General features: G+C 67.5%; 25 protein-coding genes. 7 read left to right on the top strand and 18 right to left on the bottom strand.

The genetic code is table 11. The features are described from left to right. The first annotated feature begins 60 nt into the window (after positions 1-60). The gene (locus K3M67_RS10730) at positions 61-939 is read left to right on the top strand and encodes a hypothetical protein (RefSeq protein ID WP_066857769.1); all 879 of its coding nucleotides are present in this window, start codon (positions 61-63) and stop codon (positions 937-939) included. Here K3M67_RS10730 and K3M67_RS10725 read toward each other — a convergent pair. The 5 genes from K3M67_RS10725 to hrpB all read right to left on the bottom strand — a co-directional run bounded on the left by K3M67_RS10725 (position 896) and on the right by hrpB (position 7554). After that, on the bottom strand, positions 896-2887 hold the full coding sequence (locus tag K3M67_RS10725; RefSeq protein ID WP_285831463.1) for an ATP-binding protein: 1992 nt from the start codon (positions 2885-2887) through the stop codon (positions 896-898). The two genes, K3M67_RS10730 and K3M67_RS10725, sit on opposite strands and share 44 nt — an antisense overlap. A 121-nt stretch (positions 2888-3008) precedes the next feature. Further along, the gene (gene spt / locus K3M67_RS10720; protein ID WP_066857775.1) at positions 3009-4241 is read right to left on the bottom strand and encodes a serine palmitoyltransferase; all 1233 of its coding nucleotides are present in this window, start codon (positions 4239-4241) and stop codon (positions 3009-3011) included. A gap of 110 nt (positions 4242-4351) precedes the next feature. Then, complete coding sequence (locus K3M67_RS10715) at positions 4352-4597, bottom strand: acyl carrier protein (protein WP_066857777.1); 246 nt, start codon at positions 4595-4597, stop codon at positions 4352-4354. A 180-nt stretch (positions 4598-4777) separates the two neighbouring features. After that, positions 4778-5056 (bottom strand): ETC complex I subunit, encoded by a 279-nt coding sequence (locus tag K3M67_RS10710; protein WP_066857780.1) that lies wholly within the window; start codon positions 5054-5056, stop codon positions 4778-4780. Positions 5057-5112: 56 nt separating this feature from the next. Further along, positions 5113-7554 carry an ATP-dependent helicase HrpB gene (hrpB, locus tag K3M67_RS10705; RefSeq protein WP_066857783.1) on the bottom strand — a complete coding sequence of 814 codons (2442 nt, stop codon included), beginning with the start codon at positions 7552-7554 and terminating at the stop codon, positions 5113-5115. A gap of 148 nt (positions 7555-7702) precedes the next feature. On the opposite strand from hrpB, the gene K3M67_RS10700 reads away from it, so the two are divergent. Next, on the top strand, positions 7703-9313 hold the full coding sequence (locus K3M67_RS10700; protein ID WP_066857786.1) for an ATP-binding protein: 1611 nt from the start codon (positions 7703-7705) through the stop codon (positions 9311-9313). Positions 9314-9343: 30 nt separating this feature from the next. Here K3M67_RS10700 and K3M67_RS10695 read toward each other — a convergent pair whose 3' ends face one another. Both K3M67_RS10695 and K3M67_RS10690 read right to left on the bottom strand, forming a co-directional pair. Further along, positions 9344-10123, bottom strand: coding sequence for a TSUP family transporter (locus K3M67_RS10695; protein ID WP_066857790.1), 780 nt, complete (start codon positions 10121-10123; stop codon positions 9344-9346). Positions 10124-10211: 88 nt separating this feature from the next. Further along, positions 10212-11240: a polyprenyl synthetase family protein gene (locus K3M67_RS10690; RefSeq protein WP_066857793.1), complete on the bottom strand. Its 1029-nt coding sequence runs from the start codon at positions 11238-11240 to the stop codon at positions 10212-10214. A 104-nt stretch (positions 11241-11344) separates the two neighbouring features. Between K3M67_RS10690 and K3M67_RS10685 the strand changes: the two genes are divergently transcribed. Further along, a complete protein-coding gene (locus tag K3M67_RS10685; RefSeq protein WP_066858068.1) occupies positions 11345-11623 on the top strand; it encodes a chorismate mutase in 279 nt (92 codons plus the stop codon). 21 nt (positions 11624-11644) lie between these two features. Here K3M67_RS10685 and K3M67_RS10680 read toward each other — a convergent pair whose 3' ends face one another. The 6 genes from K3M67_RS10680 to K3M67_RS10655 form a co-directional block, all read right to left on the bottom strand. Next, positions 11645-12601 (bottom strand): cupin-like domain-containing protein, encoded by a 957-nt coding sequence (locus tag K3M67_RS10680; protein ID WP_285831462.1) that lies wholly within the window; start codon positions 12599-12601, stop codon positions 11645-11647. A 68-nt stretch (positions 12602-12669) separates the two neighbouring features. After that, positions 12670-13566: a DMT family transporter gene (locus K3M67_RS10675; RefSeq protein WP_285832930.1), complete on the bottom strand. Its 897-nt coding sequence runs from the start codon at positions 13564-13566 to the stop codon at positions 12670-12672. A 102-nt stretch (positions 13567-13668) separates the two neighbouring features. Continuing rightward, complete coding sequence (locus K3M67_RS10670; protein ID WP_285831461.1) at positions 13669-13926, bottom strand: hypothetical protein; 258 nt, start codon at positions 13924-13926, stop codon at positions 13669-13671. Between the two features lie 333 nt (positions 13927-14259). Beyond that, complete coding sequence (locus K3M67_RS10665) at positions 14260-14907, bottom strand: heme exporter protein CcmB (RefSeq protein ID WP_066857805.1); 648 nt, start codon at positions 14905-14907, stop codon at positions 14260-14262. Continuing rightward, positions 14904-15503: a heme ABC exporter ATP-binding protein CcmA gene (gene ccmA, locus K3M67_RS10660; RefSeq protein ID WP_285831460.1), complete on the bottom strand. Its 600-nt coding sequence runs from the start codon at positions 15501-15503 to the stop codon at positions 14904-14906. Before ccmA ends, K3M67_RS10665 begins: the two co-directional genes overlap by 4 nt. Next, entirely contained in the window at positions 15500-15895 is a 396-nt protein-coding gene (locus tag K3M67_RS10655) for a metallopeptidase family protein (protein WP_285831459.1), read from the bottom strand. The genes ccmA and K3M67_RS10655 overlap by 4 nt, the downstream gene beginning before the upstream one ends. A gap of 99 nt (positions 15896-15994) precedes the next feature. Between K3M67_RS10655 and K3M67_RS10650 the strand changes: the two genes are divergently transcribed. Next, a complete protein-coding gene (locus K3M67_RS10650; RefSeq protein WP_285831458.1) occupies positions 15995-16285 on the top strand; it encodes a 4a-hydroxytetrahydrobiopterin dehydratase in 291 nt (96 codons plus the stop codon). Between the two features lie 26 nt (positions 16286-16311). On the opposite strand, the gene K3M67_RS10645 is transcribed toward K3M67_RS10650, so the two are convergent. Genes K3M67_RS10645 through K3M67_RS10635 form a run of 3 tightly spaced genes read right to left on the bottom strand, consistent with a single transcriptional unit; the run spans position 16312 to position 19892 of the window. Then, on the bottom strand, positions 16312-16779 hold the full coding sequence (locus tag K3M67_RS10645; RefSeq protein WP_285832929.1) for a hypothetical protein: 468 nt from the start codon (positions 16777-16779) through the stop codon (positions 16312-16314). 29 nt (positions 16780-16808) lie between these two features. Then, positions 16809-19142, bottom strand: a complete 2334-nt coding sequence (locus tag K3M67_RS10640; protein WP_066857816.1) for a patatin-like protein — start codon at positions 19140-19142, stop codon at positions 16809-16811. A 51-nt stretch (positions 19143-19193) separates the two neighbouring features. Further along, positions 19194-19892, bottom strand: coding sequence for an endonuclease/exonuclease/phosphatase family protein (locus K3M67_RS10635; protein ID WP_066857819.1), 699 nt, complete (start codon positions 19890-19892; stop codon positions 19194-19196). Positions 19893-19980: 88 nt separating this feature from the next. Between K3M67_RS10635 and radA the strand changes: the two genes are divergently transcribed. From radA to K3M67_RS10620, 3 genes are read left to right on the top strand one after another with little or no spacing between them, the layout of a single operon-like run. Next, positions 19981-21348, top strand: coding sequence for a DNA repair protein RadA (gene radA / locus K3M67_RS10630; protein ID WP_285831457.1), 1368 nt, complete (start codon positions 19981-19983; stop codon positions 21346-21348). A gap of 11 nt (positions 21349-21359) precedes the next feature. Beyond that, entirely contained in the window at positions 21360-21881 is a 522-nt protein-coding gene (locus K3M67_RS10625) for a CvpA family protein (protein ID WP_066857822.1), read from the top strand. Between the two features lie 3 nt (positions 21882-21884). Beyond that, positions 21885-22406 carry a hypothetical protein gene (locus K3M67_RS10620; RefSeq protein ID WP_285831456.1) on the top strand — a complete coding sequence of 174 codons (522 nt, stop codon included), beginning with the start codon at positions 21885-21887 and terminating at the stop codon, positions 22404-22406. 18 nt (positions 22407-22424) lie between these two features. On the opposite strand, the gene K3M67_RS10615 is transcribed toward K3M67_RS10620, so the two are convergent. Next, on the bottom strand, positions 22425-23321 hold the full coding sequence (locus tag K3M67_RS10615; RefSeq protein ID WP_285832928.1) for an NAD-dependent epimerase/dehydratase family protein: 897 nt from the start codon (positions 23319-23321) through the stop codon (positions 22425-22427). Between the two features lie 23 nt (positions 23322-23344). Continuing rightward, positions 23345-24475: a glutamate 5-kinase gene (proB, locus tag K3M67_RS10610; RefSeq protein ID WP_285831455.1), complete on the bottom strand. Its 1131-nt coding sequence runs from the start codon at positions 24473-24475 to the stop codon at positions 23345-23347. Positions 24476-24499: the final 24 nt, after the last annotated feature.

Raw genomic sequence — 24499 nt, 5'->3', positions numbered from 1 at the left:
GCTGGCACTATCCTTCGTCGCGGCGCTCGCAACGGCGAGATCATCAACTGATAGTCATCCATGCCCAGCCAGCTTCTCCCCCTCGTCACCGCCGAACTGACCGCGCCGGCGGATCCCCGCGCCGCCGCCATGGCAGGCGCGCTCGCGTCCCAATATCCCGATGCCGCGCGCGCGGTGCTGTTCTACGGCTCCTGCCTGCGGGAGAAGAATCTCGACGGGCTGATGCTCGATTTCTATCTCATCGTGTCGGACTATGCGGTGGCTTATGGCAAGGGCTGGCTGGCGCGCGCCAACCGGCTGATCCCGCCCAATGTCTTCCCGTTCGAACATCATGGCCTGATCGCCAAATATGCGGTGCTGTCTGAAGCCGACTTCGTGCGCCTGAACAGTCCGGGGGCGGACAATGTCTCCGTCTGGGCGCGCTTCGCCCAGCCATCGCGCCTGCTCTGGGCCTCCGACGACCTCGCCCGCCAGCGCGCCATCGCCGCCGTGGCGCACGCCGCGCCGACGCTGCTGTCGCTTGCCCGGCCGATGACGGAAGGGCAGGGCGACGCGCTCAGCCTGTGGAAGGCCGGCTTTACCCTGACTTACAATGCGGAATTGCGCGCGGAAAAGAAGGGGCGCTCGCTCTCGATCGTTGACGCCGATCCGGCCCGCTATCGCCGGTTCGGCGACGCCGCCCTGGCCGACGGCCTGCCGCCGTCGCCCGTGGATGCGCCCGCGCTCTGGCGCCGTCTCCAGCGGCGCGGCAAGCGGCTCTCCGTGATCCGCCTGGCCAAGGCGAGCTTCACCTATGCCGGTGGCATCGATTATCTGGCCTGGAAGATCAACCGCCACGCAGGCACGCAGATCGAAATCAAGCCCTGGCAGCGGCGCTGGCCGCTGCTGGGCGCGGTCACTCTGCTGCCGCGGCTGTTCCGGGGTGGTGCGATCCGTTGAGCGCCGTCGCCAGCGCCTGGCCCAGCGTCATCAGCGTATAGGGTTTGCGCAGCACCGCATGGCCTTCGAAATCTGCGGTTTCGCTGGCATCGCCGGCATAGCCGGTCACGAACAGCACCGGCAGGTGGCGGTAATGGGCCGGCAGGCCCTTGATCATCTCCGGCCCGGTCATGTCGGGCATCAGCACGTCGCTCATGATGAGGCCGATATCGTCATTATTGGCGAGCAGCCGCGGCGCCTTTGACGGATGATCGCAGGCGACGGGCAAATGGCCCAGTTCGCTGAGCGCCGCCATCGTCTGGTTCAGCACGCGCGGATCATCCTCCACCACCAGAATGCGCGTGGGCGGATGCTGTACCGGCGTGCGGGCGAAGGCGCCGTCGTCCATCGCCAGCCCTTCCAGTTCCTGCGTCGAGCGCGGCAGGTAGAGATGCACGCTGCTGCCCTTGCCCGGTTCGGACTCGATGCGGATCTCGCCCTCGCTCTGGCGCACGAAGCCGAAAATCTGGCTGAGGCCGAGGCCCGTTCCCTTGCCGACCGGCTTGGTGGTGAAGAACGGCTCGAACACCCGCGCCAGAACCTCCGGCGTCATGCCGCACCCATCGTCAGCGACGGTCAGCACGACATAATCGCCGGCCATGCATTCGCCGATCTCCCCGGCCTTGAGCGTCGCGCGGTCGGTGGACAGGGTCAGCTTGCCGCGCCCCTCCATCGCGTCGCGCGCATTGACGCACAGGTTCAGGATCGCATTTTCCATCTGATGCTGGTCGACGAAGATGCGCCAGCCGCGCGCTTCATGCGTGAAATCCACGATGATCTGGTCGCCGATGGTGCGGTCCACCAGGTCCGCCAGGCCACGCAGCAGGCTGTCGGGATCGACCGCGCTGGGCAGCAGCGGCTCGGACCGGGCGAAGGCCAGCAGTCGCCGGGTCAGCGCGGCGGCACGGTTGGCGCCCTCCATCGCATTGTCGAGGTGCCGGCCGGCCTCGTCGGGCTTCAGCCGCAGGTTGCGCTTGGCCAGTTCCAGCCCGCCGACGACGACGGCCAGCATATTGTTGAAGTCGTGGGCGATGCCCCCGGTGAGCTGGCCGACCGCGTCCATCTTCTGCATCTGGCGCAGATTGTCCTCGGCCGCCTCGCGCTCGGCCGATTCCTGCTTCAGCTGTTCATAGGCGTCGGACAGTTCGGCGGTGCGGGCGCGCACGGCGTCCTCCAGCCGGTCGGCGCGCTCGGTTTCCAGTTCGGCCTGCCGCCGCGCCTTGCGCCGCTCGCCATAGGCGACATTGGCGAACCAGGCGGCAAAGAGGATGCAGACCAGCATCGCCAGCCCCAGCAGCTGCGACGTCTTGCCGACCAATTCGCTACGGTCGCCCGCCAGCGTCACCGCCAGGCTGCGTTGGCGCAGCCGCGCATTCTCGGCATTGATGACCAGGTCGAGCAGGGCGGTGATGCGCCGAAGATCCTGCGACTTTCCGGCCTGGTGGAAGCGGGCGAGCGCCGCCATCTTCTGGTCATAGGTGGTGCGCAGGCCGATTTCGTTCAGCGTCTTGCCGCGCTGCTGGAACGCATATTGCAGCGCTTCCACATTGCCGCGTTGCCAGCCCGATCCGCGCGTGGCGTAATGGAGCGCCTTGAGCTGGCTCGCCGCGCCGCGCCACTGGTCCTGAAACAGGCGCCCGGTGTCCGGGTCCAGGCTGATGACATAGCGGGCCAGCGTCACTTCGGACCGGGCGATGCGCGCCTCGAACCCGCGCGCCAGGGCGATGATCTCGAAGCTGCGCTGCTGTTCGGCCAGCGCATGTTGATGGTCGCGCGTGGCGTTGCTGGCGGTGTAGAGCAGGGCGCCCAGCGATCCGATCAGCAGGGCGACGAGTAGCAATGGCACGGCGCGCCGGACCAGGGCACGCAGCCGTTCGCTCGGATCGTCGAGAAATTCGCCGTCAGCCATCGACCGTTACACTAGTCGAACGAGCGGGATGGAGGAATATGGCAGATCAAAGCTTCCCCCTGAAAGCAACATTTCGTCGCGGCTAGGACTCGGCTCACCCTACTCCCGCACGCGTCGCCGATCAACCGATAGCGCCGGTCGCCTTGCCTGCCGCCTCGAACATGGCGATGATCTGGCCGACCTGCTCGTCGCTATGCTCGGCGCAGAGCGAGCAGCGCAGCAGGAAGGTGCCGGCCGGGGTCGCCGGCGGGCGCGCCATGTTGACGTAGAGGCCCAGTTCCAGCAGCGTCTGCCACATGGCGACGGCCTGCGTCTGGTCGGTCAGGATGACCGCGATGATCGCCGACTGTGGCGTCTCGCTGCCCAGCTTGAAACCGAGGTCGGAGAGGCCCTTGTGCAGCCGCTGGCTGTTCTTCCACAGGTGCGCGCGCTTTTCGCCGGCGTGCATCAGCTTGCGGATGCTCGTCGCGGCGGTCGCGACGACGCTGGGCGGCAGCGACGCGGTGAAGACATAAGGACGACACACGAGGCGCAGGATTTCGAACTTGGGGTGGTTCGACACGCAGAAGCCGCCGACCGTGCCGACCGACTTGGAGAAGGTGCCGACCACGAAGTCGATCTCGCCCTCGACGCCCTGCTCCTCATAGGCGCCACGCCCATTGGGGCCGAAGAAGCCCATGCCATGCGCCTCGTCGCACAGGATCATGCAGTTGGGATGCTTGCGGATCGCGGCGACCATTTCGGGCAGGGGAGCGACGTCGCCCAGCATCGAATAGACGCCTTCCAGCACCACCAGTTTCAGCGCATCGGCGGGCAGGCGGCCGAGGCGCTTGTCCAGATCCTCGACGCTGTTGTGGCGGAAACGGACGATCTCCGCATTGCCAAGGCCGCAGCCGTCATAGATGGACGCATGGCTGTCGGCGTCCAGCACGACATAGTCGCCCTTGCCCGCGAGGGTGGAGATAATGCCCAGATTCGCCTGATAACCGGTCGAGAAGACCATGGCGCCCGATGTGCCGTAAAACTCCTTGAGCGCGTCCTCGACTTCCTTGTGGCCCTGATAGGTGCCGTTGAGCACGCGGCTGCCAGTGGTGCCCGCGCCGAACTCGTCCAGCGCCTTCTTGCCGGCCGCGACCACGTCGGGATCGAAGGTCATGCCCATATAATTGTAGGTGCCGAGCAGGATGGTTTCCTTGCCCTGGATGATCGCGCGCGTTGGCGAGAGCACCTTGTCCATCACGATCGCATACGGGTCGCGGACGCCCGTCGCCAGCAGCGCCTCGCGCTCGGCGATCAGCGGATCGAACTTGGAAAACAGGTCGCGCGTTTGGGTGGCGATGGCGGCGTCGGTCATAATATCAGCTATCCCTAAACCGTTCGGGCCGAGCGAAGTCGAAGCCCTCTGTCGAGCGGAGGCGAGGCTGCCTTCCGCGCTTTCGCTCGGGGCGAACGGCAAATTCCAGATCAGGCGGCCTTCAGCTTCGCGACCGCATCCACCAGCTGGCCGACGGTCTCGATCTCGGCCTGCATGTTCATGGTGATGATGATGTCGAACTCATCCTCGATCGCCGCGACGAAGTCCATCACCGTCAGGCTGTCCCATTCCAGGTCGCCGGCGAAGGTCGTGGCCTCGGCCAGCTCCACACCCTTTTTGTTGAAGGGTTCGATCTGCGTTGCGACGCTGTCGAAAATCTCGGCGCGATCCGTCATTATCTTGAAATTCTTTCCGTCAAAGCGCGGCCCTCGCCGCTCCGTCCCGCCCTTTGGCAGGCGATTAAGGCGTCAATCGGGCAGTATCGCGCCCGAATGTGCAAGCATAGGGATTTTCAGTCAGATGGCATCATCTGATGACCCCCACATCGGGGACGGCAAAAGGGGGCAGGCCGCCGATCAGCGAAAATTGTCGGCGTAGGCCTGCAATTTCAGCGTCTTGGGCGGAGTTGCGATGACAGTGTAAGCCACGCCTTTCTTCTCCGCATAGGCGACCGCGCTTTCCTGCGACGGGAAGCTCAGCTTCAACTGCTGTTGCGTGTCGCCTGAGCCGGCCCACCCGGTCAGCGGATCGGCCTGCTTCGCTTCGGCGGGCGCATATTCCAGCACCCATTTGTGGGTCAGCGCCTTGCCGGACTGGAGGGCGTTCTTCTGGATCTGATAGATGCGCGCGGTCATCGCGATGGGACTCCGTAAAATCGTGATGGTGCGTTGCACCAGCGGTTGCCGCGAAGTCAAGACCTCCGGCGGGCATCCGCATTTTTGGTGCGCAATGTGGCGCTGGCTGCGGCAGGATCGTCGGGCCAGGGGTGGCGCGGATAGCGGCCGCGCATTTCCTTGGCGACGTCGCGCCAGTTGCCGGCCCAGAAACCGGGCAGGTCGCGCGTCGTCTGGATCGGCCGCCCGGCTGGCGAGGTGAGCGACAGGACCAGCGGGATGCGCTGGCTGCCGACGGTCGGATGCTCCGACAGGCCGAACAGCGCCTGCACCCGCAGTTCGACCCGCGGTCCGCCCTCCGCCGCATAGTCGATCGCATGACTGCTCCCGGCGGGCGACCGGAAGTCGGGTGGGGCGAGCCGGTCGAGTTGCTGCTTGCCGTCCCAGCCGATCAGCCCCTCCAGCACCGCCGAAAGCTGCGACCGGTCGATATCGGACAGTCGTCGCTTGCCGGCCAGCAGCGGCGGGAGCCAGTCGTCCAGCGTCTCGATCAAGGCGGTGTCGGACAGCGCCTCGATCCCAGCAAATTCGCCCCGCATCCGCAGCGATTGCGCCGCTTCCGACCAGGGCAGGAGGGCAAGGCCGCCCTGCCGCACACCGTCCACCAGCGCGGCGACCACCGCTTGCGGGTCGGGCCGGTCATCGGACCCGGACGACAGCCGCACCGCACCCAGCCGCCGTTCGCGCAGCGCTTCGATGCCGCCATTGGCGGGGCGGAACTTCACCGTCCTATGCTCCGCGATCCGCGCGCCGAACAGCCCGATCACGCCGGCTTCGTCGATCGGCGCGGCGGACAATATGCGCGCGCCGGCGGCGCTGCCCTGCACCTCGCCCACCGCCAGCCATGGCTCGCGCGCCAGCGGCGACAGCGGATCGAGCCGGAAGCCGCGCCCGCCGACGCTCGCCCAGTCCGCGCCATCGGCGGAGCGGCGCTTGGCCACGCGATCAGGGAAGGCGAGCGCGAGGCAGAGGCCCGTGGCATCCGCAGGGGTCATGCTGTCGCTCCCGCTGGCGACGAGCCGCGCCCACCGCTTCGCCAGCCCTCTGGCCGCATCCGCACGCTTGCCGCTCTCGCGCCGCCAGCGCTGCCGCCGCAGCGTCAGGTCCGTGTCCTGTCCGCCGATGCCGCGCTCGCCCAGCAGCACCGCCACCTCGGCCGCCACTTCCGCCAGCCCCATCTCCCCCGCGCGCACCAGCATATGGGCGATCCGCGGGGACAGCGGCAGCGCCGCCAGTGCCTTGCCATGCGGCGTGATCCGTCCGTCCGCGTCCAGCGCCTCCAGCACGGTCAACCGCCGCCGGGCTTCCTCGACCGCTGCCGCCGGCGGGGCGTCCAGCCAGCGCAGCGCCCCCGGATCGCTCACCCCCCAAAGCGCGCAATCCAGCAGCAGGCTGCTGAGGTCGCTCTCCAAAATCTCCGGTGGATCGAAAGGCGGCATCCCCGCGCTTGCGGCCGCTTCCCACAGCCGATAGGCGACGCCCGGCCGCTGCCGTGCGGCGCGGCCCGCACGTTGAGTCGCGGACGCCTGGCTCGCCCGCTCGGTGACGAGCCGGGTGACGCCCGCTGCCCGATCGTAGCGGGGCCGCCGCGCGAGGCCGCTGTCCACGACGATCCGCACACCGTCGATGGTCAGGCTCGTCTCCGCGATCGCGGTCGCCAGGATCACCTTGCGCTTCCCCTCGCGCGAAGGCCGGATCGCGGCCCGCTGCGCGCCGGGGTCAAGGCTTCCGTGCAGCATATGCACTTCCGCCACACCCTCGATCCGCTCCGCCGTCCGCTCGATCTCGCGCACGCCCGGCAGGAAGGCGAGCAGGTCGCCTTCCGCTTCCTCGCTCAGCGCGCGGCGGATCGCCGCCGCCATCTCATCCTCGATCTTCCTTTCCGCCGCGCGGCCGATATGGCGATAGTCCAGCGGCTGGATGCGCCCCTCGCTCTCGATCACCGGCGCGCCGTTGAGCAGAGACGCAAAGCGCGCACCGTCCAGCGTCGCCGACATGGGTACGATCCGCAGGTCCGGCCGCAGCGCGCCCTGCGCGTCCAGCGCCAGCGCGAGCCCGAAATCGCTGTCCAGGCTGCGCTCATGCACTTCGTCGAACAGCACGGCCGACACGCCCGCCAGTTCCGGGTCGTCCTGTATCCGCCGCACGAAAATGCCCTCGGTCAGCACGAGCAGCCGGGTCTTGCCCGAAACCTTGCTGTCCATCCGGGTCGCATAGCCAACCGTGCCGCCCGGCTGCTCGCCCATCAGTTCGGCGATCCGCTCCGCCGCCGCGCGCGCCGCCAGCCGCCGGGGCGACAGCAGCAGCACCTGGCCCGCGCACCAGGGCTCGTCCAGCAGCGCGGGCGCCACCGCGGTCGTCTTGCCTGCGCCCGGCGGCGCCACCAGCACGGCATTGCTCCCCGCGCGCAACGCAGCTAGCAGGTCCGGCAGTACGGCATGGATCGGCAGGTCGGTCATCGCCGTTCCTCTCGCGCCAATCGGCTCAAATCGCAAGGCGCGGAAAAATCGATTGTGCAGGGAAATAGTTGCCCGGCAGCACGTTACGCGTCCACAAGGGATCGTACCATGTTTGCGGGGGCGCGCATGGCAGCAAAGGGCGACAAGGATGGCGACTCTGCCGGGGGATGCGCAACGCTATCGCACCCTGTTCGAAACGATGGACGAAGGTTTCTGCATCATCGAATTCTTCGATGGTCCGCACGGACCGCTCAGCGACTATATCCATATCGAGGCGAACGCCGCCTATGAACGCCACGCCGGCATTCCCAATGTCGTGGGGCAGAAGGTCCGCGAAATGGTGCCGGACGAGGCGGACGGCTGGGTCGAACTCTATGGCGGCGTGCTCCACAGCGGCCAGCCGATCCGGTTCCAGCGGGAACTGGTCGCGACCGGCCATTTTCTGGAAGTGCATTCCTTTCGCGTCGGCCCCTTCGAACATCGCCAGGTGGCCGTGCTGTTCAAGGACATCACCGACCGCATCCAGGCGGAAAAGGCGCAGCAGGATGTGAATGCGACGCTGGAGGCGCGTGTTACGGAGGCGCTGGCCGAGCGGGAGGAAGTGGAGGCCGCGCTGCGCCAGGCGCAGAAGATGGAAGCGGTCGGCCAGCTGACCGGTGGTCTCGCACATGATTTCAACAATCTGCTCGCCGGCATATCGGGCGCGTTCGAGATGATCGGGGTGCGGCTGGCACAGGGGCGGACGGCCGATGTCGAACGCTATCTGGCCGCGGGGCAGGGCGCCACCCGCCGCGCCGCTGCGCTGACCCATCGGCTGCTGGCCTTTTCCCGCCGCCAGACCCTGTCGCCCCGGCCGACCGTCATCAACCGGCTGCTCGGTGATTTTTCCGAACTGGTCCGCCGCACCGTCGGCCCGCAGATAGAGGTTCAGACGATCGCCTCCAGCGGCCTCTGGCCGGCGCTGGTCGATGCCAACCAGCTGGAAAACGCGTTGCTCAACCTGTGCATCAACGCCCGCGATGCCATGCCCGACGGCGGCAAGATCACGATCGAGACGGCCAATCGCTGGCTCGACGATCGCACCGCGCGCGACCATGGGCTCACCCCGGGCCAATATGTAACCATCTGCACCAGCGACACCGGCACAGGCATCGACAAGGCGATCCTCGACCGCGTGTTCGATCCCTTCTTCACCACCAAGCCGATCGGGCAGGGGACGGGGCTGGGCCTGTCCATGGTCTATGGCTTCGCGCGCCAGAGCAACGGCCATGTCCGCATCTATTCCGAAGCCGGGGAAGGGACGATGGTCTGCATCTACCTGCCCCGCCATCGCGGCGAGGAAGAGGAGGATGTGGTGCTGCCCGCCGACATGGCGGTGGAGGCGGATCCCGGCGAGACCGTATTGGTCATCGACGATGAGCCGTCGGTGCGGATGCTGGTCGCGGACGCGCTGGGGGATCTTGGCTATCATTGCCTGGAAGCGGGCGATGGCGCGGCAGGGCTGCGCATCCTCGAATCCAGGTCACGGATCGACCTGCTCGTCACCGATGTCGGCCTGCCCGGTGGATTGAACGGCCGCCAGGTGGCCGACGCCGCGCGCGCCCTGCGCCCGGACCTGCGCATCCTGTTCGTCACGGGCTATGCGGAAAATGCGGTGCTCAACCACGGTCATATCGCGCCGGGCATGGAAGTGTTGACCAAGCCTTTTGCCGTCGACGAACTGCGCCGCCGGGTCGCGACATTGTTGCAGGCGGAATAACTACCTCCGCTCGAAGCGAGCGGGGCATGTTCAGCCGAACAGATAGATGTGGATCGGGTTCTTGGGGTCGAGCAGCATCTTCGTCGTGAGCGCCAGCGACATCAGGATGAGCAGCGGCTTGATCAGCCGCGATCCGAAACGCATCGCCAGATGCGATCCGATCTGCCCGCCGACCAGGCTCCCTGCCGCCATCGCCAGCCCTGCGATCCAGATCACATGGCCGCCCGCGACCATGGTCAGCAGCCCGGCGACATTACTCGCGAAGTTCGCCGCCTTGGTCTGCGCCGTCGCGCGCAGGATGGACAGGCCGCCCAGCGCCAGGAAGATGGTGGTATAGAAAGCCCCTGCGCCGGGCCCGAAAAATCCGTCATAGAAGCCCACGATGCCGATCAGCCCCGACAAGCCCGCAATGCCCAGCCGCGCATGGCGGTCGGCGTCGCCCAGCTTGGGGGAGAAGGTGAAATAGGCGGCCATCGCGATCAGCAGCGCGGGCATCAGTCCCGCCAGGATGGACGGATCGACCCGCTGCAACAGCCACGCCCCGCCCACCGATCCCACAAAGGCGGCGATCACCGGTCCCTTGTAGGTCTTGAGGTCCATATGCCCCCGCCGCCCATAGGCGACGCAGGCGCCGAAAGTGCCGAAGCAGCTTTGCAGCTTGTTGGTCGCAACCGCCTGCACCGGCGGCACGCCGGCCGCCATCAGCGCGGGCAGGGTGATGAGGCCGCCACCGCCCGCCATCGCATCGATGCACCCCGCCATCAGTGCGGCGGCCATGAGGAAGGCGATGGTTTCGGGGGACAGGATCATGAAATGACGGGCCTAACTTGTTTCCCGTTCGCCCCGAGCTTGTCGAGCGAGCGAACGGAACAGCAAACGAACCGGACGGCCCGTCCCCTCAATAGGCGCGCGCTATCGCGAATTCGACCGCCTCGGTAAGGGCCGCTTTCGCCTTGCCGGCATCGAACATGCCCAGTGCGTCGATCGCCCGCTGGCCATAATGGCGCGCGCGGGCCATAGTGTCGGCGATCGCGCCGGTCTTTCGCAGCAGGCCGGTCGCATGGGCGAGGTCCGCGTCGCTGATCTTGTGACCCGCGATCGCCGCCTTCCAGAAGGCGCGATCTTCCTCCGACCCCCGCGCATAGGCCAGGATCACCGGCAGCGTCACCTTGCCGTCGCGGAAATCGTCGCCCGCATCCTTGCCCATGGTCGCCCCGTCCGACTCATAGTCGATCGCGTCGTCGATCAGCTGGAACGCGATGCCGAGGTTGCGGCCATAGACGTCCAGCGCCTGCTCCTCGCCCTCGCTGCGGTCGGCGACCACGGCGGAAATGCGGCAGGCGGCGGCGAACAGGGCGGCGGTCTTGGCGCCGATGATGTCGAGATACTGCTCTTCGCTGGTGTCGATCTTGCGCTGGGCGGTCAGCTGGTTGACCTCGCCCTCGGCGATCACGGCCGACGCGTTGGACAGGATCTTGAGCACCTTCAGCGACTCGGCCTCGACCATCAACTCGAACGAACGGGAGAAGAGGAAATCGCCCACCAGCACGCTGGCGCTGTTGCCCCAGATGATGTTGGCGGTCTTGCGGCCGCGGCGCAGGCCAGATCCGTCTACGACATCATCATGCAGCAGCGTGGCGGTGTGGATGAACTCGACAGCGGCGGCCAGCTTGTAGTGGCGGCTGCCCGCATAGCCGACCAGATCGGCGCAGGCGAGCGTCAGCATCGGCCGAAGCCGTTTCCCCCCACCCGCGATCAGGTGGCCCGCCAGTTCCGGGATCAGGGGAATGCGCGACTGCATCCGATCGAGGATGACGGCATTGACCTGGTTCATGCCGTCGGCGACCAGGTTCAGGATGGGCGTGAGCGATGGCTCCGCTTTCGCGCGGCCGATCGGATGGACGTTACCGGGGGCGGGTGCTGTCATGACCTGCGTCCTCTGGCGATGCAAAAAGCTAAAGGCAAGCGGGAATAGCTTGCGCGCCGGCCCGGATGCGGCAAAAAGCGCGCCATCTGGAACCGGAGGCCCAAGTGGACGAGACATTGACGCGCTATCGTGAAAGCATCGACAATATCGACGCGGCGTTGGTGTTCATGCTGGCCGAGCGGTTCAAGATCACCCAGGCGGTTGGCGAGTATAAGGCGACTCACGACCTGCCGCCGGCCGATCCGGGCCGCGAGGAACGCCAGATCGCCCGCCTGCGCCAGCTTGCGCTCGACGCGAATCTGGACCCGGACTTCACCGAGAAATTCCTGCGCTTCATCATAGACGAGGTGATCCGCCACCACGAACGGCTGCGCGAGGGCTGAAAAGCCGATCTCGGCCCGACCCTACCCCGCCGGATAGCCCTCATGCCCGGCATTGGGCCAATGGAATCCGGTATAGGTCAGCATCGTGGAGAAGCTCTCCGACCGCACCTGATGCCACCAGCCGATCGGGATGAACAGCAGGTCGCCCGGCGTCAGCAGCACCTCGTAGCGCAGCACGTCCCGCGCCTGCGGATGGACCGCCAGCCGCGCCGCATCGGTCACGTCGCCCACATCGCTGAACACATGGGTGCGGTGCGCCAGCCGGGGAGTCTGCGACGGCGGGATCAGGATCACGCGCTTGGTCCCTGTCACCTGTGCCAGCAGATTGTTGGTCAGGTCGAAATGCAGCGGCGTGAACGCGCCCTCGCCACCGATCCACAGCATTCCCGGCGCGCGCGTCAGATAGGCGTCGATGGTTCCCAGATCGGCCTGGAGCGGGCCGAGCGCCGGGCCATTGGCGGCGCTGTTATAGGCGGTGAGATAGGCGTCGTTGCCGCCATCGCGCACCAGCGCTATGAATTCGCGGAACGGCCCGCGCCTCTTGTGCCGGTCCTTCGCCAGTTCATAATCCCCAGCGCCGCTGCGACCGCCCTGATATTCGATCACCGCGTCGCCGACCGCATCCGTCAGATAATCGGGCGTCCACCGCGCCAGCGCCGGCCAGTCCGCCATTGCCCCCTTGATGACCACCGGCCGCCCCGGCGCATAGAAATTGTGCAGGAAATCCTCACCCGACAGATGTTCCGCCGTCAGCAGGCCCGACGCATAGGGGGACAAGGCGCGCTGCCCCTCCATCACATCGAGCAGCCAGTCCCGCCGTTTCAGCGCCAGCCGGTCCTCGGACATTTGCGGCGGGGGCTGCGGCGCGACGGCGCGCGGGGCAGGGGCTGCGGGTCCGCCGAAACCGATCTGGCGCAGGGCCATCTGCATCCGCATGTCGGCGGCATGGGTAGGAAGGGAAGGCGGGCGCTTGCTCATGCGGCCCGATAGCGCAGGATGATGACGCCGATGTTGCAGGATGTGACGATCCTGTGACGGGGGGCGGGTCAGGCCGGTTCGGTCACTGCCGCCGCCGCCTTCTTTCCCTGCGACCGGCCCAGCAGCACGCCGCCCAGCGCCAGCGCGAAGCCCACCAGCTGCACCGGCCCCAGCCTCTCCCCGAACAGCAGCCACGCCTCGACCGCAGCCAATGGCGGCACCAGCAGCAACAACATCGACATGCGCGTCGCGCCCTGATGCCGCACCAGCCACACCAGCAGGCTCAGGCCCGCGGCCGACAGCCCCAGCACCGACCAGCTGAGGCCGACCCACAGGATGGGATCATTGTCCCAGCGCCATTCGCCTACCACCAGCGTCGCCGCGATCGCGACCAGCGCGCCGCCCAGATTCTGCGCCGCGCCCGACATCAGGATCGGGTCGCCTGCAATCGCGCCCCGCTGGATCAGCGTGCCGCCGGTCATCGCGATGATCGCGCAGATGCCGGCGACGACCGGGACGACGGGCACCGCGCCCGCGCCGCTGCGCTCGATTGCGGGCAGCAACACGCAGGTGACGCCCGCGATCGCGATGGCAAGGCCACCCCAGGCGCGTCCGGGCAATTTCTCTCCCAGCAACGCCACGCTGGCGACGGCCACCATCAGCGGCTGTGTCGCGCCCAGCAGCGACATGATCCCCGCCGGCATCCCATGGCTCACCGCCCACCAACTGACCGTCAGGTACAGGCCGTGCAGCATCGCGCCCGCGCCCAGATGCAGCCCGAGCCGCCGCCCGCGCGGCCATTGTTGCCCAGCATAGGCCGCCGCGCCCGCCAGCAGCAGCGTCGTGGCGCTCAGCCGCACCGCCAGCACCAGTTCCGGCGCGCCGTGCGGGACCACTGCCCGCGCGACGATGAAGCCGGTGGACCAGATCAGGACGAAGAGGATGGACGCGAACAGGCCGAACATGCCGCCGCCTTTGACCGAAGGGCAGGGCAATGTCGAGCCGGCAGAGGGCGGACGGCGTGCGGCCATGCCTCCCGTCAGCCAAGCGAGCGCCGGCCTTCCGTCCTACTGGAGCGGGATCGCGCTTCGTTCGTGGGTGCCAAGCGCCATCATGGCCGCTTCGATCATCTGGCGGTGGGCGTCGCTGCCGCGCGCGACATCGGGCCATGGCTGGCCCGTCAACGACCCATGGCTATCCTGCCAGATCTTGCCCGCAACCAATTCTATCTCGTCTTCGGTGGGCTGATGTTGTTCGGCAAGACAGCGAATTAAAAGCTCATGAAAAAGCTTTCCGGAACTCGGGTGAATTCGGTTCATGGGCATCCTCTCCGTGGCGCCAATGTTTTCTCGGCTGCCGTAGGGGAAACTGCATGATTCGCGCGTCACCGTCAACGGACCCTACCAACCATGAAAATCTTGCAGAATCAGTAATATGCCCAACAATATTGCTCTATGTTATATATTATTGTTCGAAAATCGGAAAAATACTTGGGTATGTCCGAAACGTACAATCAGAATCGCGGCAATTGCTTAAGGTGATCGGGCGACCCGGGGGCTCTTATGGTTATAGGGGACTCCGACTTGGGCCGGCCCTACGGGTCGGCCCAGTTTTTTGATGCGCCCCAATCCTGACATGTGCGTCGCCGAGCGAAGGGATTATTCCCGGCCCGCCCGGATCGCGGCACCCCCGGCGAAGGGCGTGATCGCCACCAGCAGCAGCGACGCCGCACCCAGGAACTTCAACGCCGCGCCGCTGCCGTCGCCCAGCGTCCCCGCTCCGAAGATCAACAGCGGCACCGCCAGCGGCAGCGCCAGCAGCCCGGCCAGCGCCCCGCTCGAGCGCAGCCCGGCGGTCAATGTCGCCACCAGCAGTCCGAGCGCCGCCAGAGCGGGCGTCCCGACAGCCAGCCCGATCTCCAGCTTCATGATGGTCGCGGCGTCGAGCTTGAGCAGCGCCGCGGCGGGCAGGGTCGCGATCATCAGCGGCGGCCCGAAGCCCAGCCAGTGCGCCGCCAGCCGCGCGATCACCACCCATTCCTCGCCGATGCCGCGCAACGCGATCTGGTCCAGCACGCCTGCATCCCGGTCCGGCGCGACCAGCCGGTCGACCGGCAGCAGGCTGGCGAGCAGGGCCGCGATCCACAACATTCCGCCGCCCGTTCGCCCCAGCAGCGCCGCATCCGGCCCGACGGCGAATGGGTAGAGGCTGGCGACCAGCAACAGGAAGGCGACGGGCAGCCACAGTCCAGCCGATGCCCAGGCCTGGCGCAGGTCGCGCGCCGCCAGCAGCCACAGCAGCCTCATGCCGCCTCCGCCCGATGATCCGCGAGTGCGAGCGTCACCGGCGCATCGATCGGCAGCGGCTGGTGCGACGCCGCGACCACGATCCCGCCTGCCGCCAGATGCGTCGCCACGGCCCGGCCGAGCAGGTCCAGCGACGCCATGTCGAGCCCATTGCCCGGCTCGTCGAGCAGCCATATGCCCGCGCCGCTGGCGATCACGCGCGCCAGCATCGCCCGCTTGCGCTGCCCGGTGGACAACATCCGCACCGGCACGTCGGCGAGGCGCGTAAGCGCCATCGCCTCCAGCGCCGCGGCCACGGCATCCGGCTCGGCCCGATCCAGCTTCGCCCAGAAATCCAGCGCCCTGCCCAGCGGCAGGTCCATGTCCAGCGCCAGCCGCTCATCGGCCATGCCCACGCCGCCCGACAGCGTGATCGTCCCGGCAAAGGCGGGCAGCAGCCCCCCGATCACCCGCAGCAGGCTGGACTTGCCCACGCCGTTCGGCCCGGTCAGCAGCGCGCCGCCACCCGGCTTCAGCGTCAGGCTCACGCCCCGGAACAGCATCCGTCCGCCGCGCAGGCAGGCGACATCGGCCAGGCGCAGCGCGGCGCCGGTCATAGGGTGACCATGTCCTCCAACACATGCATGTCGATGTCGGACAGGCCGAAATGATGGCCGATCTCATGCACCACCACATGGGTGACGAGCGCGTCGAGCGGTACGCCCGTCTCCACCCATTCATCCAGCAGCGGCCGGCGGAACAGATGGACGGTCGGCGGCATGTCCCCGGTCTGCGCCTCCTGCCCGATGCTGCGCCCGCTGTAGAGGCCGGTCAGCTCGAACGGGTCGTCCAGTTCCATCTCCTTGAGGATATCGGCCGACGCGAATTCCTCCACGAACAGCAGGACATTGGCGAGATGCTCGTCGAATGGTGCGGGCAGGCGATTGAGCGCTGCCAGCGCGAGCGTTTCGATCTCTTCCTTGGTGGGCGCGAAGCGGGGCGATGACATGGCTGCGGCATAAAGTGGTTTCGCGGCAAATGGAACATTCCCCAGCCCCGAAATCACGCTAAACAATCACGGGAGACAAGCAATTTCGAGGATGAGGCCATGATTGCCAGATTGAACGAAGCGGAACGGGCGGTCGCGCTGGCCGACCTGCCCGAATGGACGCCGTCGGCCGGGCCGGAGGGTATCTCGCGCCGCTTCATCTTCGCCGACTTCAACGCCGCCTTCGGCTTCATGACCCGCGTCGCGATCCTCGCGGAAAAGGCCGACCATCATCCCGAATGGTCGAATGTCTACAACCGCGTGGACATTCTCCTCACCACCCATGATGCGGGCGGCCTGTCACGGCGCGACATAGACCTCGCCCATGCGATCGATGCGCTGCTCGGCTGAGGGGGGCGGTGCCGATCCGGCCGGGGTCAGTAAAGGGTGCTGGTCTCGATCCGGTCATCATAGCCGTGCAGCGCGGAGATGACCGACGGATCGCCGGCATAGCGGCGACGCAGCATGGCCAGCTTCGCATCGGTGCCCCGGCATAGTTCGGCGATGCTTTCCTCGATATAGACGCGTCGCTCTGCATCATAGGGCTCCTCGCCCCGGAAATGGTCGCAACCATCGCGCGCCACCATGAACTCGGTGACTTCGCGCGGGAAGGGGGCCGCGCTCGCCGCGACGTCGGAGGGCGGCAGGTCGAGCGGGAAGTAAGGCGCGGGCTGGGCGCGGACGGTCACCACCGGTCCGGGTTTGGGCGCCTCGGCCGGCGGAGCAGGAGGGGCCGGCGTCGCGGCATTGTCGGCGACGGCGGCGATGGGCGGCGCGGTCGGGCCATTGTCGGCCTGCGCGGCTTCGTCCGACGCACGGCAGCCGGCGACCAGCGCCAGCATCATCACCATCGGAACCAGCACCACCTGCCTGCTCAACCGATTTCCTCCCGCAAGCTGGCGATCAAATCCGCAACATGCGGCAGCCGCGACTCTTCCTCGTCGAGGATCGCCAGAAACGCGGCACGCCTATAATCGGCGAGCAAGACGGGGGAAAGACGGCTTGCCGCGGGTGTTGCCGAATTCACGATATCCAGAAGCCGCTCGACCCCATGGAGCCGGCCCCAGAGATAGTCGTTCTCGCGATAGACCCTGCTAAAGAAGGCTCCGAAATTGTTGAATTCTATGCCTTTGAGCATGGATTCCGCGCCGCCCGCGCGGATCGCCGTGCAATCCTCGGGCGAGATGCGGTCGACCTTCACCGGATCATATTCATCCAGAGTGTCACCCTGAAGCAACGGTAGGGTGGCAATGTCGGTGAAGGGAAAGCCGAGATAGGCGAGCAGCATCGTCCTGCGCCCGACCCTGGGCAGCCCCGCGAAGGCTTCCGCCAGCATCAGGTCGGCCGCGTCGTCGCGCGCCTTCAGGCCGCGCGCCTGCGCCACCGCGTCCAGCGCGGCGGCGGCGTCGGCCGGTACTGCCTTGGCAGCCGCGACCACCTCGGCGCCGTGGAAATCGCTGTCCTCGCATTCGGCATAGAGGGTCAGCGCGCCATAGATGGCGTCGTGCATCGCCTGCACCGCCGGATCGTCGGCATCCGCCTCCAGTTCCAGCGTGTCGGCCAGCCGTCGCGCCAGATAGCGCAGGCGGCGGATGCGGAAGGCCAGGTCATGCGCGCGGAAGAAGGCGACCGGGGCGGAGGCCGATCCGTTCTCCTCGGCCAGCTGGTCCGCCCCGGCCTTGCGAATCTCCGCCCAGATCGCCTGGCGATAGGCTTCGCGCATCATCGCGCTGTCCTCGCCGCTGAGGCGGAACAGCAGCGCGCAGAGCGATTCGACGATGCCCGACAGTTTGAGGTGGCCATAGGCCGGATAGGCAAAGCCGGCCGCGCTCGCCGCCCGCTGCTGGGCCTTGGCGCGCCAGGCGGAAAGGCGGGCGGGCGTTGGCCGGTCGAGGAAGAGCATCCGGCCGATCGCGCTTTCCACCTCTTCCTCGATGCCCGGCCGCAGCGCATCGAGGATGCGCCGCATCCTTCGGATGCGCGCGCTATGGCGGTCGATCGCCTCCAGATTGTCACGGATCGGCTGCTCGCGCGGAATGTCGCTCAGCGCGCCGAAGATGGTGCGGAAAAATCCGGGCAGGGGTGCGCTCTCGCCGGTCGGCGCATCTTCCTGCTCGCCTTCCTTGTTGAGCCGGATCGATCGATGGCCCGGCTTGGGATCGATATAGACGAAGCGCCGGTCGACCTCGCGCCGCGACGGCCGGTTGCGCAGCGCGCCGATCGCCTGGGCGAAGGGGGCGTTGGCCAGCACCGATCCGTCGATCAGCACCGCGTCCTCGGCCGTCCCGCGCGCGGCATGGCGGGGCAGGGCGCGGGCCAGGAAGGCGTCGCGCGTCGGCCAGCCGCGATGGCGGCGCCTGAGCACCCGGTCCAGTTCGCGCACGGTGAAGGGCGGGAAGGCGCCCGGAAAGCTGGCGGTCGCCCGCGCGGCAAAGACCAGCTCGGCCGTATCGGCGAAGGTCCGTTTCCCCCGTCCGCGCGCCTTGAAGCCGATCGACAGCCGATGCTCTGTCTCGATCACCTGCGGCGGGCTGTTGAGATTCAGGCTCTGGGGATGGCCCTCGAAGTCGGTGACGGTGACGAACAGGTCGAGCGGATGGCCCTCGGGCAGCAGTGGCGATCCTGCCTCGGCCGCCGCCATCGCATCGAAGGCGTCGATCAGCATCGTCGAGAATATCTCCCCGCCAAAGGGCGGTTCGAACCAGCGCGACCGGATGAAGCGGGACAGCTTCATCCGCACCTCCTCGCGCGTGTCGGGTGCGACGGTGCGCTCCACCGCATCGCCCGGCCGCCGCGCCGCCATCCACACCAGCGGCGTCGCCCAGAATTTGGTCAGCGCCCGCGCCGGCCGTGCGTCCGGGTCGAGCAGCCGGTCGACATCGGCATTGTCCAGCCACAGGTCGGTCAGCGGGTCCAGCGACTGGCCGGTCTCGATCGCCTGCGCCAGGAAGATGCCGTTGATCCCGCCCGCGCTCGCCCCGGCGATGATGTCGGGCATGACGCGCAGCCTGATGCCGCCGTGCGCCTCGATCGCTTCCAGCATCTGGCGATAGACCGCCTCGCTGCTGCCGCTGGGCGGGCTATTGTCGTGAAAGGCTCGGCTCGCCCGCGCCAGCCGCCAGACTTCCTTGGTGATGCCGTGCATGTAGATGGCCAGGCTGATCCCGCCATAGCAGACCAGCGCCAGCCGTAATTCCCTCTCCTTCATGGCGCAGGAATCGCAGAGGGCGGCAGGAATGGCAACCAAAAGGAGCGGGGCCTACCCAAGGGCAAATTCGGCCCAGATCGGCAGATGGTCCGACGCTTTCCTGGCCGCCGCGCTTTCATGCACGCCGCAATCCTTCAGCGTCAGCTTCCCGCAATGCATGATCCGGTCGAGCCGCGCCACCGGCCGCCGCGCATGGAAGCTGCGACCGCATGGCGCAAAGCTGTAGTGGCGGGCGAAGTCGGCCAGGCAGCCCCGCTCGGCACTCCATTCGTTGAGGTCGCCCATCAGCACGGTCGGCATCGCCGTGCCCTGCGCCGCGGCGTGGATCACCGCAGCCGCCTGCTTGCGCCGCCACAGGCCCGACAGGTCCAGATGCATCCCGAACACGCGCACCGCCGCGCCCTTCAGGGAAACCTCCGCCATGGTCGCGCCGCGCGGCTCCAGATAGGGCAGGTGCAGCACGTCATGCGCGCCGATCTCGGCTTCCTTGCGCACCAGCAGCGCATTGCCGTGCCAGCCCATGCTGTCCACCTGGACGTTGAGCGGCACCGGCCGATAGCTGCTCTGCTGGTCCATCAGCAGCGGCGGAATGGCGGCGGAGCGCACCCCGAATCGCCGGTCCGCCTCCTGCAAGGCGACGATATCCGCATCCACCTCGGCCAGCACTTCCAGCACCCGCTCGGGCACCCGTCGCCGGTCCGTGCCGATGGCCTTGCGGATATTATAGCTGGCGACACGGATCGTTTTCATGCCGTATCAATGCGCCAGCGCGCTGTATGTTTCCAGCTCAAGCCGCGATGTTCTTGCAATGTTCGCGTCGGCTCGGCATATCGGAAGCATGGCCAAGGCAAAACGCAAATTCGTCTGTCAGCAATGCGGCACCGTCACCAGCCGGTGGCTGGGCCAGTGCGAGGATTGCGGCGAATGGAACAGCATCGTCGAGGAAGCGGGCGAGACCGTTTTCTCCGCGCGCCATGACCTGCAAAATGGCGGCCGGGCGATCACCCTGGTTGGCCTCGACAGCGCGGTCGAGCTGCCGCCGCGGACCAGCACGGGCATTGCCGAGTTCGACCGGGCGCTGGGCGGCGGCATCGTCACCGGGTCCGCGACGCTGATCGGCGGCGATCCGGGCATCGGCAAGTCGACCCTGCTGCTTCAGGCGGCAGCGCGCATCGCCTCGCGCGGGCTGTCGGTTGCCTATATCAGCGGCGAAGAAGCGGCCGATCAGGTCCGCCTGCGCGCTCAGCGCCTCGGCCTTGGCAACGCGCCCGTCCAGCTCGCCAGCGCCACTTCGGTCCGCGACATATTGACGACGCTGGGGGAGGGGGCGCCGCCCGCCTTGCTGATCATCGATTCGATCCAGACGATGCACAGCGACCTGATCGAGGGCGCGCCCGGCACCGTCAGCCAGGTCCGCGCCTCATCCCAGGAACTTATCAAATTCGCCAAGCAGCGCGGCACCGCGCTCATCCTCGTCGGCCATGTCACCAAGGATGGCAGCATCGCGGGCCCGCGCGTGCTGGAACATATGGTCGACACGGTGCTGGCCTTCGAGGGGGAACGCAGCCACCAGTATCGCATCCTGCGCGCGGTCAAGAACCGCTTTGGCGGCACCGACGAGATCGGCGTTTTCGCCATGGTCGCCGAGGGGCTGGAGGAGGTCGCCAACCCGTCCGCCCTGTTCCTCACCAACCGCGACGAGACGGTGACGGGCGCGACTGTATTCCCCGCGCTGGAGGGCACTCGCCCGGTGCTGGTGGAAATACAGGCGCTGGTCGTGCGCCTCTCCAGTGGCGCGACGCCTCGGCGCGCGGTGGTCGGCTGGGACAGCGGCCGGCTCGCCATGATCCTGGCGGTGCTGGAGGCGCGCTGCGGCCTCAGCTTCTCCACCTGCGAAGTCTATCTGAACATCGCGGGCGGCTATCGCCTGTCGGACCCGGCGGCCGACCTCGCCGTCGCGGCGGCGCTTATCTCCGCCATGTCGGAACGGCCGGTCCCCGCCGATATCGTCCTCTTCGGGGAAATTGCCCTGTCGAGCGAAATCCGCCCCGTCGCCCATTCACCGCTGCGTCTGCGCGAAGCGGCGAAACTGGGCTTCGACCGCGCCTATATTCCGGCGTCCGCCGCCGACGGGGTGAAGGGAATCGCGGTCAGCGGTTTTCGCACCCTTGCCCAGCTGGTTGACCAGATGCTGGGACGCGGATAGCCACGCTGGCAATGAACGCCATCGACATTCTCGTCCTGCTCGCCATCGGCGGCTGCGCCGTGCTGGGCCTGCTGCGCGGCTTCGTGCTGGAAACCCTCTCGCTCATCGCCTGGGTGCTGGCGATCTTCGCCATCCGCCTGTTCCACGCCTCGGCCGCCGAACTGCTCAGCGCCTTCGTCGGCAACAGCAGCGGCGCGGCGATGCTGGCGCTGGTCCTCGTCTTCGGCGTCACCTTCGGCGTCGGCAAGCTGATCGCCCATGCCATCGGCCGCCGCACGCGCCAGTCGATCCTCGGGCCGGTGGACCGTGTGCTGGGTGCGGGCTTCGGCGCGGTGAAGGGATTGATCGGCGCGACGCTCGTCTTCCTCGCCTTCAGCCTGGTCTATGACACATTCTACGGCAGCGCTGCCCGGCGTCCTGACTGGCTGAGCGATGCGCGCACTTATCCGCTGCTCAACGCGAGCGGCCAGGCGATCAGTGAGTTTCTGGCGGAGCAGCGCGCGAAGAAACCTGCGGCGGAGGATCGCGATTAGGCGATGCCGAACAAGCCGCCCTTGCCTGTCGGTGCACTCAATGCCGCGGGAAAGCGCACAGGGGCTGGGATCGATCCGGCGCTGGCGGCATCGCTGAAGGCGGTCGGGACGGTGATGGCCGCCGCTTGTGATCCTTGGTGGATCATCGCCAGCGCGGCGGTTGCCCTGCATGGCGCCGATGCCGGGACGGTCGCCGATGTGGACGTGCTGCTGAGCGTCGCCGACGCCGCCCGCATCCTGCCCGCCATTGGCGTGATCTGTCAGCGGGACACAGGCTCTGACATCTTCCGCTCCGCCATCTTCGGCATCTGGCTGGAAGCGCCGTTGCCGGTGGAGTTCATGGCCGGCTTCCACTATCGGTCGACGGAGGGCTGGCGCGCGGTCCAGCCTGAAACCCGTTGCCCGGTTCAGATCGACGGGGTGACGCTCTTCATGCCTGAACGGCTGGAGCTTCAGCAACTCCTGACCGGCTTTGGCCGTCCCAAGGACAGGGAGCGGGTCCGCCGCCTCGCCGCCTTGCCCTGATGGACGTTCTGGCCGGCGTTATAGCCAGCCCTTCTCCCGATAGGCTTCGGCGGTCGCCTTCAACCCCTCCTCCGTCTGCACCTGCGGCAGCCACAGCCGCTTGGGTGGCTGCTTGCGCTTCGTGACCACCCAGTCGGGGTGACAGAAATAATCGACCCGATCAGGCGTCAGCTTGGCCTTCCGTCCGCGCACCAGCCGGTCGGTGCGGGCGGCGACGTTCAGCAGCCATTCGGGCGTCGCCACGGTCCTGACTGCCCGCCCGACCGCCCGGCCGATCGCTGCGCCGAATTCCTTGTGATCCCAGCCCTCGGGCGTGCCGTCATCCACCTCGAAGGTGCGGGTCAGGCTGCTTTCCTTCTCCTGCGCCAGCGCCAGCAGCAACCGGGCGAGATCGCCGACATGGATGACCGACAGCCGTCCGCCCGGCGGCAGCATCATGATGCCGCGCCTGGCCATGCGGAACAGCTCCAGCATTTCCCGGTCGCCCGGCCCGTAGATGGCGGGCGGCCGCACGATCGTCCAGTCGAGGCCGCTCGCCTTCACATGGCGTTCGGCCAGCGCCTTGGACCAGCCATAGTCGGACAGATTCGGTTCGCGCGCCGCCAGCGAGGACACATGCACTAGCCGCCTGATCCCGCGCCGGCGCATCGCGTCGACCACCGCCACGGTGCCGCGCGCATTGCCGGCCTCGAACCCGTCGCGATCGGGCGCATTCACGACGCCCGCGATATGCACCACCGCGTCGGCGTCGCGCACCAGCGTGTCGAGCGCGGCAGCATCCTCCAGCGACCCCGGCACCCATTTCAGCTTCGCGCGCGGCGGCTGCGCCCGGCGAGTCAGCGCGTTGACGCGCAGTCCTTCGCCCAGCGCCTGCTCCAGCACTTCGGCGCCGACGAACCCCGTCGCGCCGGTCATTGCAATCCGGAAGGGGGTCATGGTCAGATCATCGCCATATGGTCGCGATGGACCAGCACCGACCGTGGCATTTCGCCCAGCAGCACGGGGATCTCCTCGCTGCGGCGACCGGCGATCTTCCCTGCCGCTTCGCTGTCATATTCGATCAGCCCGCGCGCGATCACCCGGCCATCCTGCGCGACGATGTCGACAACGTCACCGCGATCGAACACGCCCTCGACGCGCGCGACGCCGGCGGGCAACAGGCTGTTGCCCTTGCCCAGTGCCTTCTCCGCGCCGGCGTCCACGATCAGCCGCCCGCGCGTCGTCAGGCGACCCGCCAGCCAGCCCTTGCGCGCGCCTTTCGCTTGCGCCGCCAGGAAAATCGACCCCTTTCCGCCATTCGCCCAGTGCGACAGCGGCGCATCGACCTTGCCCGAAATGATGGCCAGGTGCGCGCCCGCGCCGGTCGCGATGCGCGCGGCCTGGATCTTCGACACCATGCCGCCCGAACCCATGCCCGACGCCGAACCGCCGTCCGCCATCGCCGCGATCCGCGCGTCGATCGTCTCGATTGTCTCTATCAGCATGGCGCTGGCATCGGCGTGCGGATTGGCGGTGTAAAGCCCGTCCACATCGGAAAGCAGCGCAACCGCGTCAGCCCGTGCCGCCTGTCCGATACGCGCCGCCAGCCGATCATTGTCGCCGAAGCGGATCTCGGCCGTCGCCACGCTGTCATTCTCGTTGACCACCGGCACGACGTCCAATGCCATCAGCCGCTCCAGCGTCGCCGATGCATTGAGGTAGCGCCGCCGGTTCTCCAGATCGTCCAGCGTCACCAGCATCTGCGCGGCGGTAATGCCCTTTTCCGCGAGCAGGCTGGCCCAGCATTGCGACAGGGCGATCTGCCCGGTGGCTGCCGCCGCCTGCGCGTCTTCCAGGCTGCCGCGCCCGCCCTTGGGCAGCTTCAGCCGCCGCGCGCCCAGCGCGATCGCGCCCGACGACACGATGATGACCTGTTGCCCCGCCGCCTTGCGGATCGCGACATCAGCGACCAGCGTGCGCAGCCAGTCGACGCGCACCTCGCCGGCCGGATCGACCAGCAGGGCCGACCCGATCTTGATGACCAGGCGACGGACAAGTTCAGGGGGAAAACCGGAGAGGGGGTTGGTCACGGGACTGAATATCCGTTTAGCCTA

Source organism: Sphingobium sp. V4, assembly GCF_029590555.1.
Lineage (GTDB): Bacteria > Pseudomonadota > Alphaproteobacteria > Sphingomonadales > Sphingomonadaceae > Sphingobium.
This window is presented reverse-complemented; position numbering and strand designations above follow the sequence as displayed.

What these genes read in the sequence shown, in the direction of transcription:
- K3M67_RS10730 (WP_066857769.1), top strand. Translation starts at nt 61, where the DNA reads ATGCCCAGCCAGCTTCTCCCCCTCGTCACCGCCGAACTGACCGCGCCG.
- K3M67_RS10725 (WP_285831463.1), bottom strand. Translation starts at nt 2,887, where the DNA reads ATGGCTGACGGCGAATTTCTCGACGATCCGAGCGAACGGCTGCGTGCC.
- spt (WP_066857775.1), bottom strand. Translation starts at nt 4,241, where the DNA reads ATGACCGACGCCGCCATCGCCACCCAAACGCGCGACCTGTTTTCCAAG.
- K3M67_RS10715 (WP_066857777.1), bottom strand. Translation starts at nt 4,597, where the DNA reads ATGACGGATCGCGCCGAGATTTTCGACAGCGTCGCAACGCAGATCGAA.
- K3M67_RS10710 (WP_066857780.1), bottom strand. Translation starts at nt 5,056, where the DNA reads ATGACCGCGCGCATCTATCAGATCCAGAAGAACGCCCTCCAGTCCGGC.
- hrpB (WP_066857783.1), bottom strand. Translation starts at nt 7,554, where the DNA reads ATGACCGACCTGCCGATCCATGCCGTACTGCCGGACCTGCTAGCTGCG.
- K3M67_RS10700 (WP_066857786.1), top strand. Translation starts at nt 7,703, where the DNA reads ATGGCGACTCTGCCGGGGGATGCGCAACGCTATCGCACCCTGTTCGAA.
- K3M67_RS10695 (WP_066857790.1), bottom strand. Translation starts at nt 10,123, where the DNA reads ATGATCCTGTCCCCCGAAACCATCGCCTTCCTCATGGCCGCCGCACTG.
- K3M67_RS10690 (WP_066857793.1), bottom strand. Translation starts at nt 11,240, where the DNA reads ATGACAGCACCCGCCCCCGGTAACGTCCATCCGATCGGCCGCGCGAAA.
- K3M67_RS10680 (WP_285831462.1), bottom strand. Translation starts at nt 12,601, where the DNA reads ATGAGCAAGCGCCCGCCTTCCCTTCCTACCCATGCCGCCGACATGCGG.
- K3M67_RS10675 (WP_285832930.1), bottom strand. Translation starts at nt 13,566, where the DNA reads ATGTTCGGCCTGTTCGCGTCCATCCTCTTCGTCCTGATCTGGTCCACC.
- K3M67_RS10670 (WP_285831461.1), bottom strand. Translation starts at nt 13,926, where the DNA reads ATGCCCATGAACCGAATTCACCCGAGTTCCGGAAAGCTTTTTCATGAG.
- K3M67_RS10665 (WP_066857805.1), bottom strand. Translation starts at nt 14,907, where the DNA reads ATGAGGCTGCTGTGGCTGCTGGCGGCGCGCGACCTGCGCCAGGCCTGG.
- ccmA (WP_285831460.1), bottom strand. Translation starts at nt 15,503, where the DNA reads ATGACCGGCGCCGCGCTGCGCCTGGCCGATGTCGCCTGCCTGCGCGGC.
- K3M67_RS10655 (WP_285831459.1), bottom strand. Translation starts at nt 15,895, where the DNA reads ATGTCATCGCCCCGCTTCGCGCCCACCAAGGAAGAGATCGAAACGCTC.
- K3M67_RS10650 (WP_285831458.1), top strand. Translation starts at nt 15,995, where the DNA reads ATGATTGCCAGATTGAACGAAGCGGAACGGGCGGTCGCGCTGGCCGAC.
- K3M67_RS10645 (WP_285832929.1), bottom strand. Translation starts at nt 16,779, where the DNA reads ATGATGCTGGCGCTGGTCGCCGGCTGCCGTGCGTCGGACGAAGCCGCG.
- K3M67_RS10640 (WP_066857816.1), bottom strand. Translation starts at nt 19,142, where the DNA reads ATGAAGGAGAGGGAATTACGGCTGGCGCTGGTCTGCTATGGCGGGATC.
- K3M67_RS10635 (WP_066857819.1), bottom strand. Translation starts at nt 19,892, where the DNA reads ATGAAAACGATCCGTGTCGCCAGCTATAATATCCGCAAGGCCATCGGC.
- radA (WP_285831457.1), top strand. Translation starts at nt 19,981, where the DNA reads ATGGCCAAGGCAAAACGCAAATTCGTCTGTCAGCAATGCGGCACCGTC.
- K3M67_RS10625 (WP_066857822.1), top strand. Translation starts at nt 21,360, where the DNA reads ATGAACGCCATCGACATTCTCGTCCTGCTCGCCATCGGCGGCTGCGCC.
- K3M67_RS10620 (WP_285831456.1), top strand. Translation starts at nt 21,885, where the DNA reads ATGCCGAACAAGCCGCCCTTGCCTGTCGGTGCACTCAATGCCGCGGGA.
- K3M67_RS10615 (WP_285832928.1), bottom strand. Translation starts at nt 23,321, where the DNA reads ATGACCGGCGCGACGGGGTTCGTCGGCGCCGAAGTGCTGGAGCAGGCG.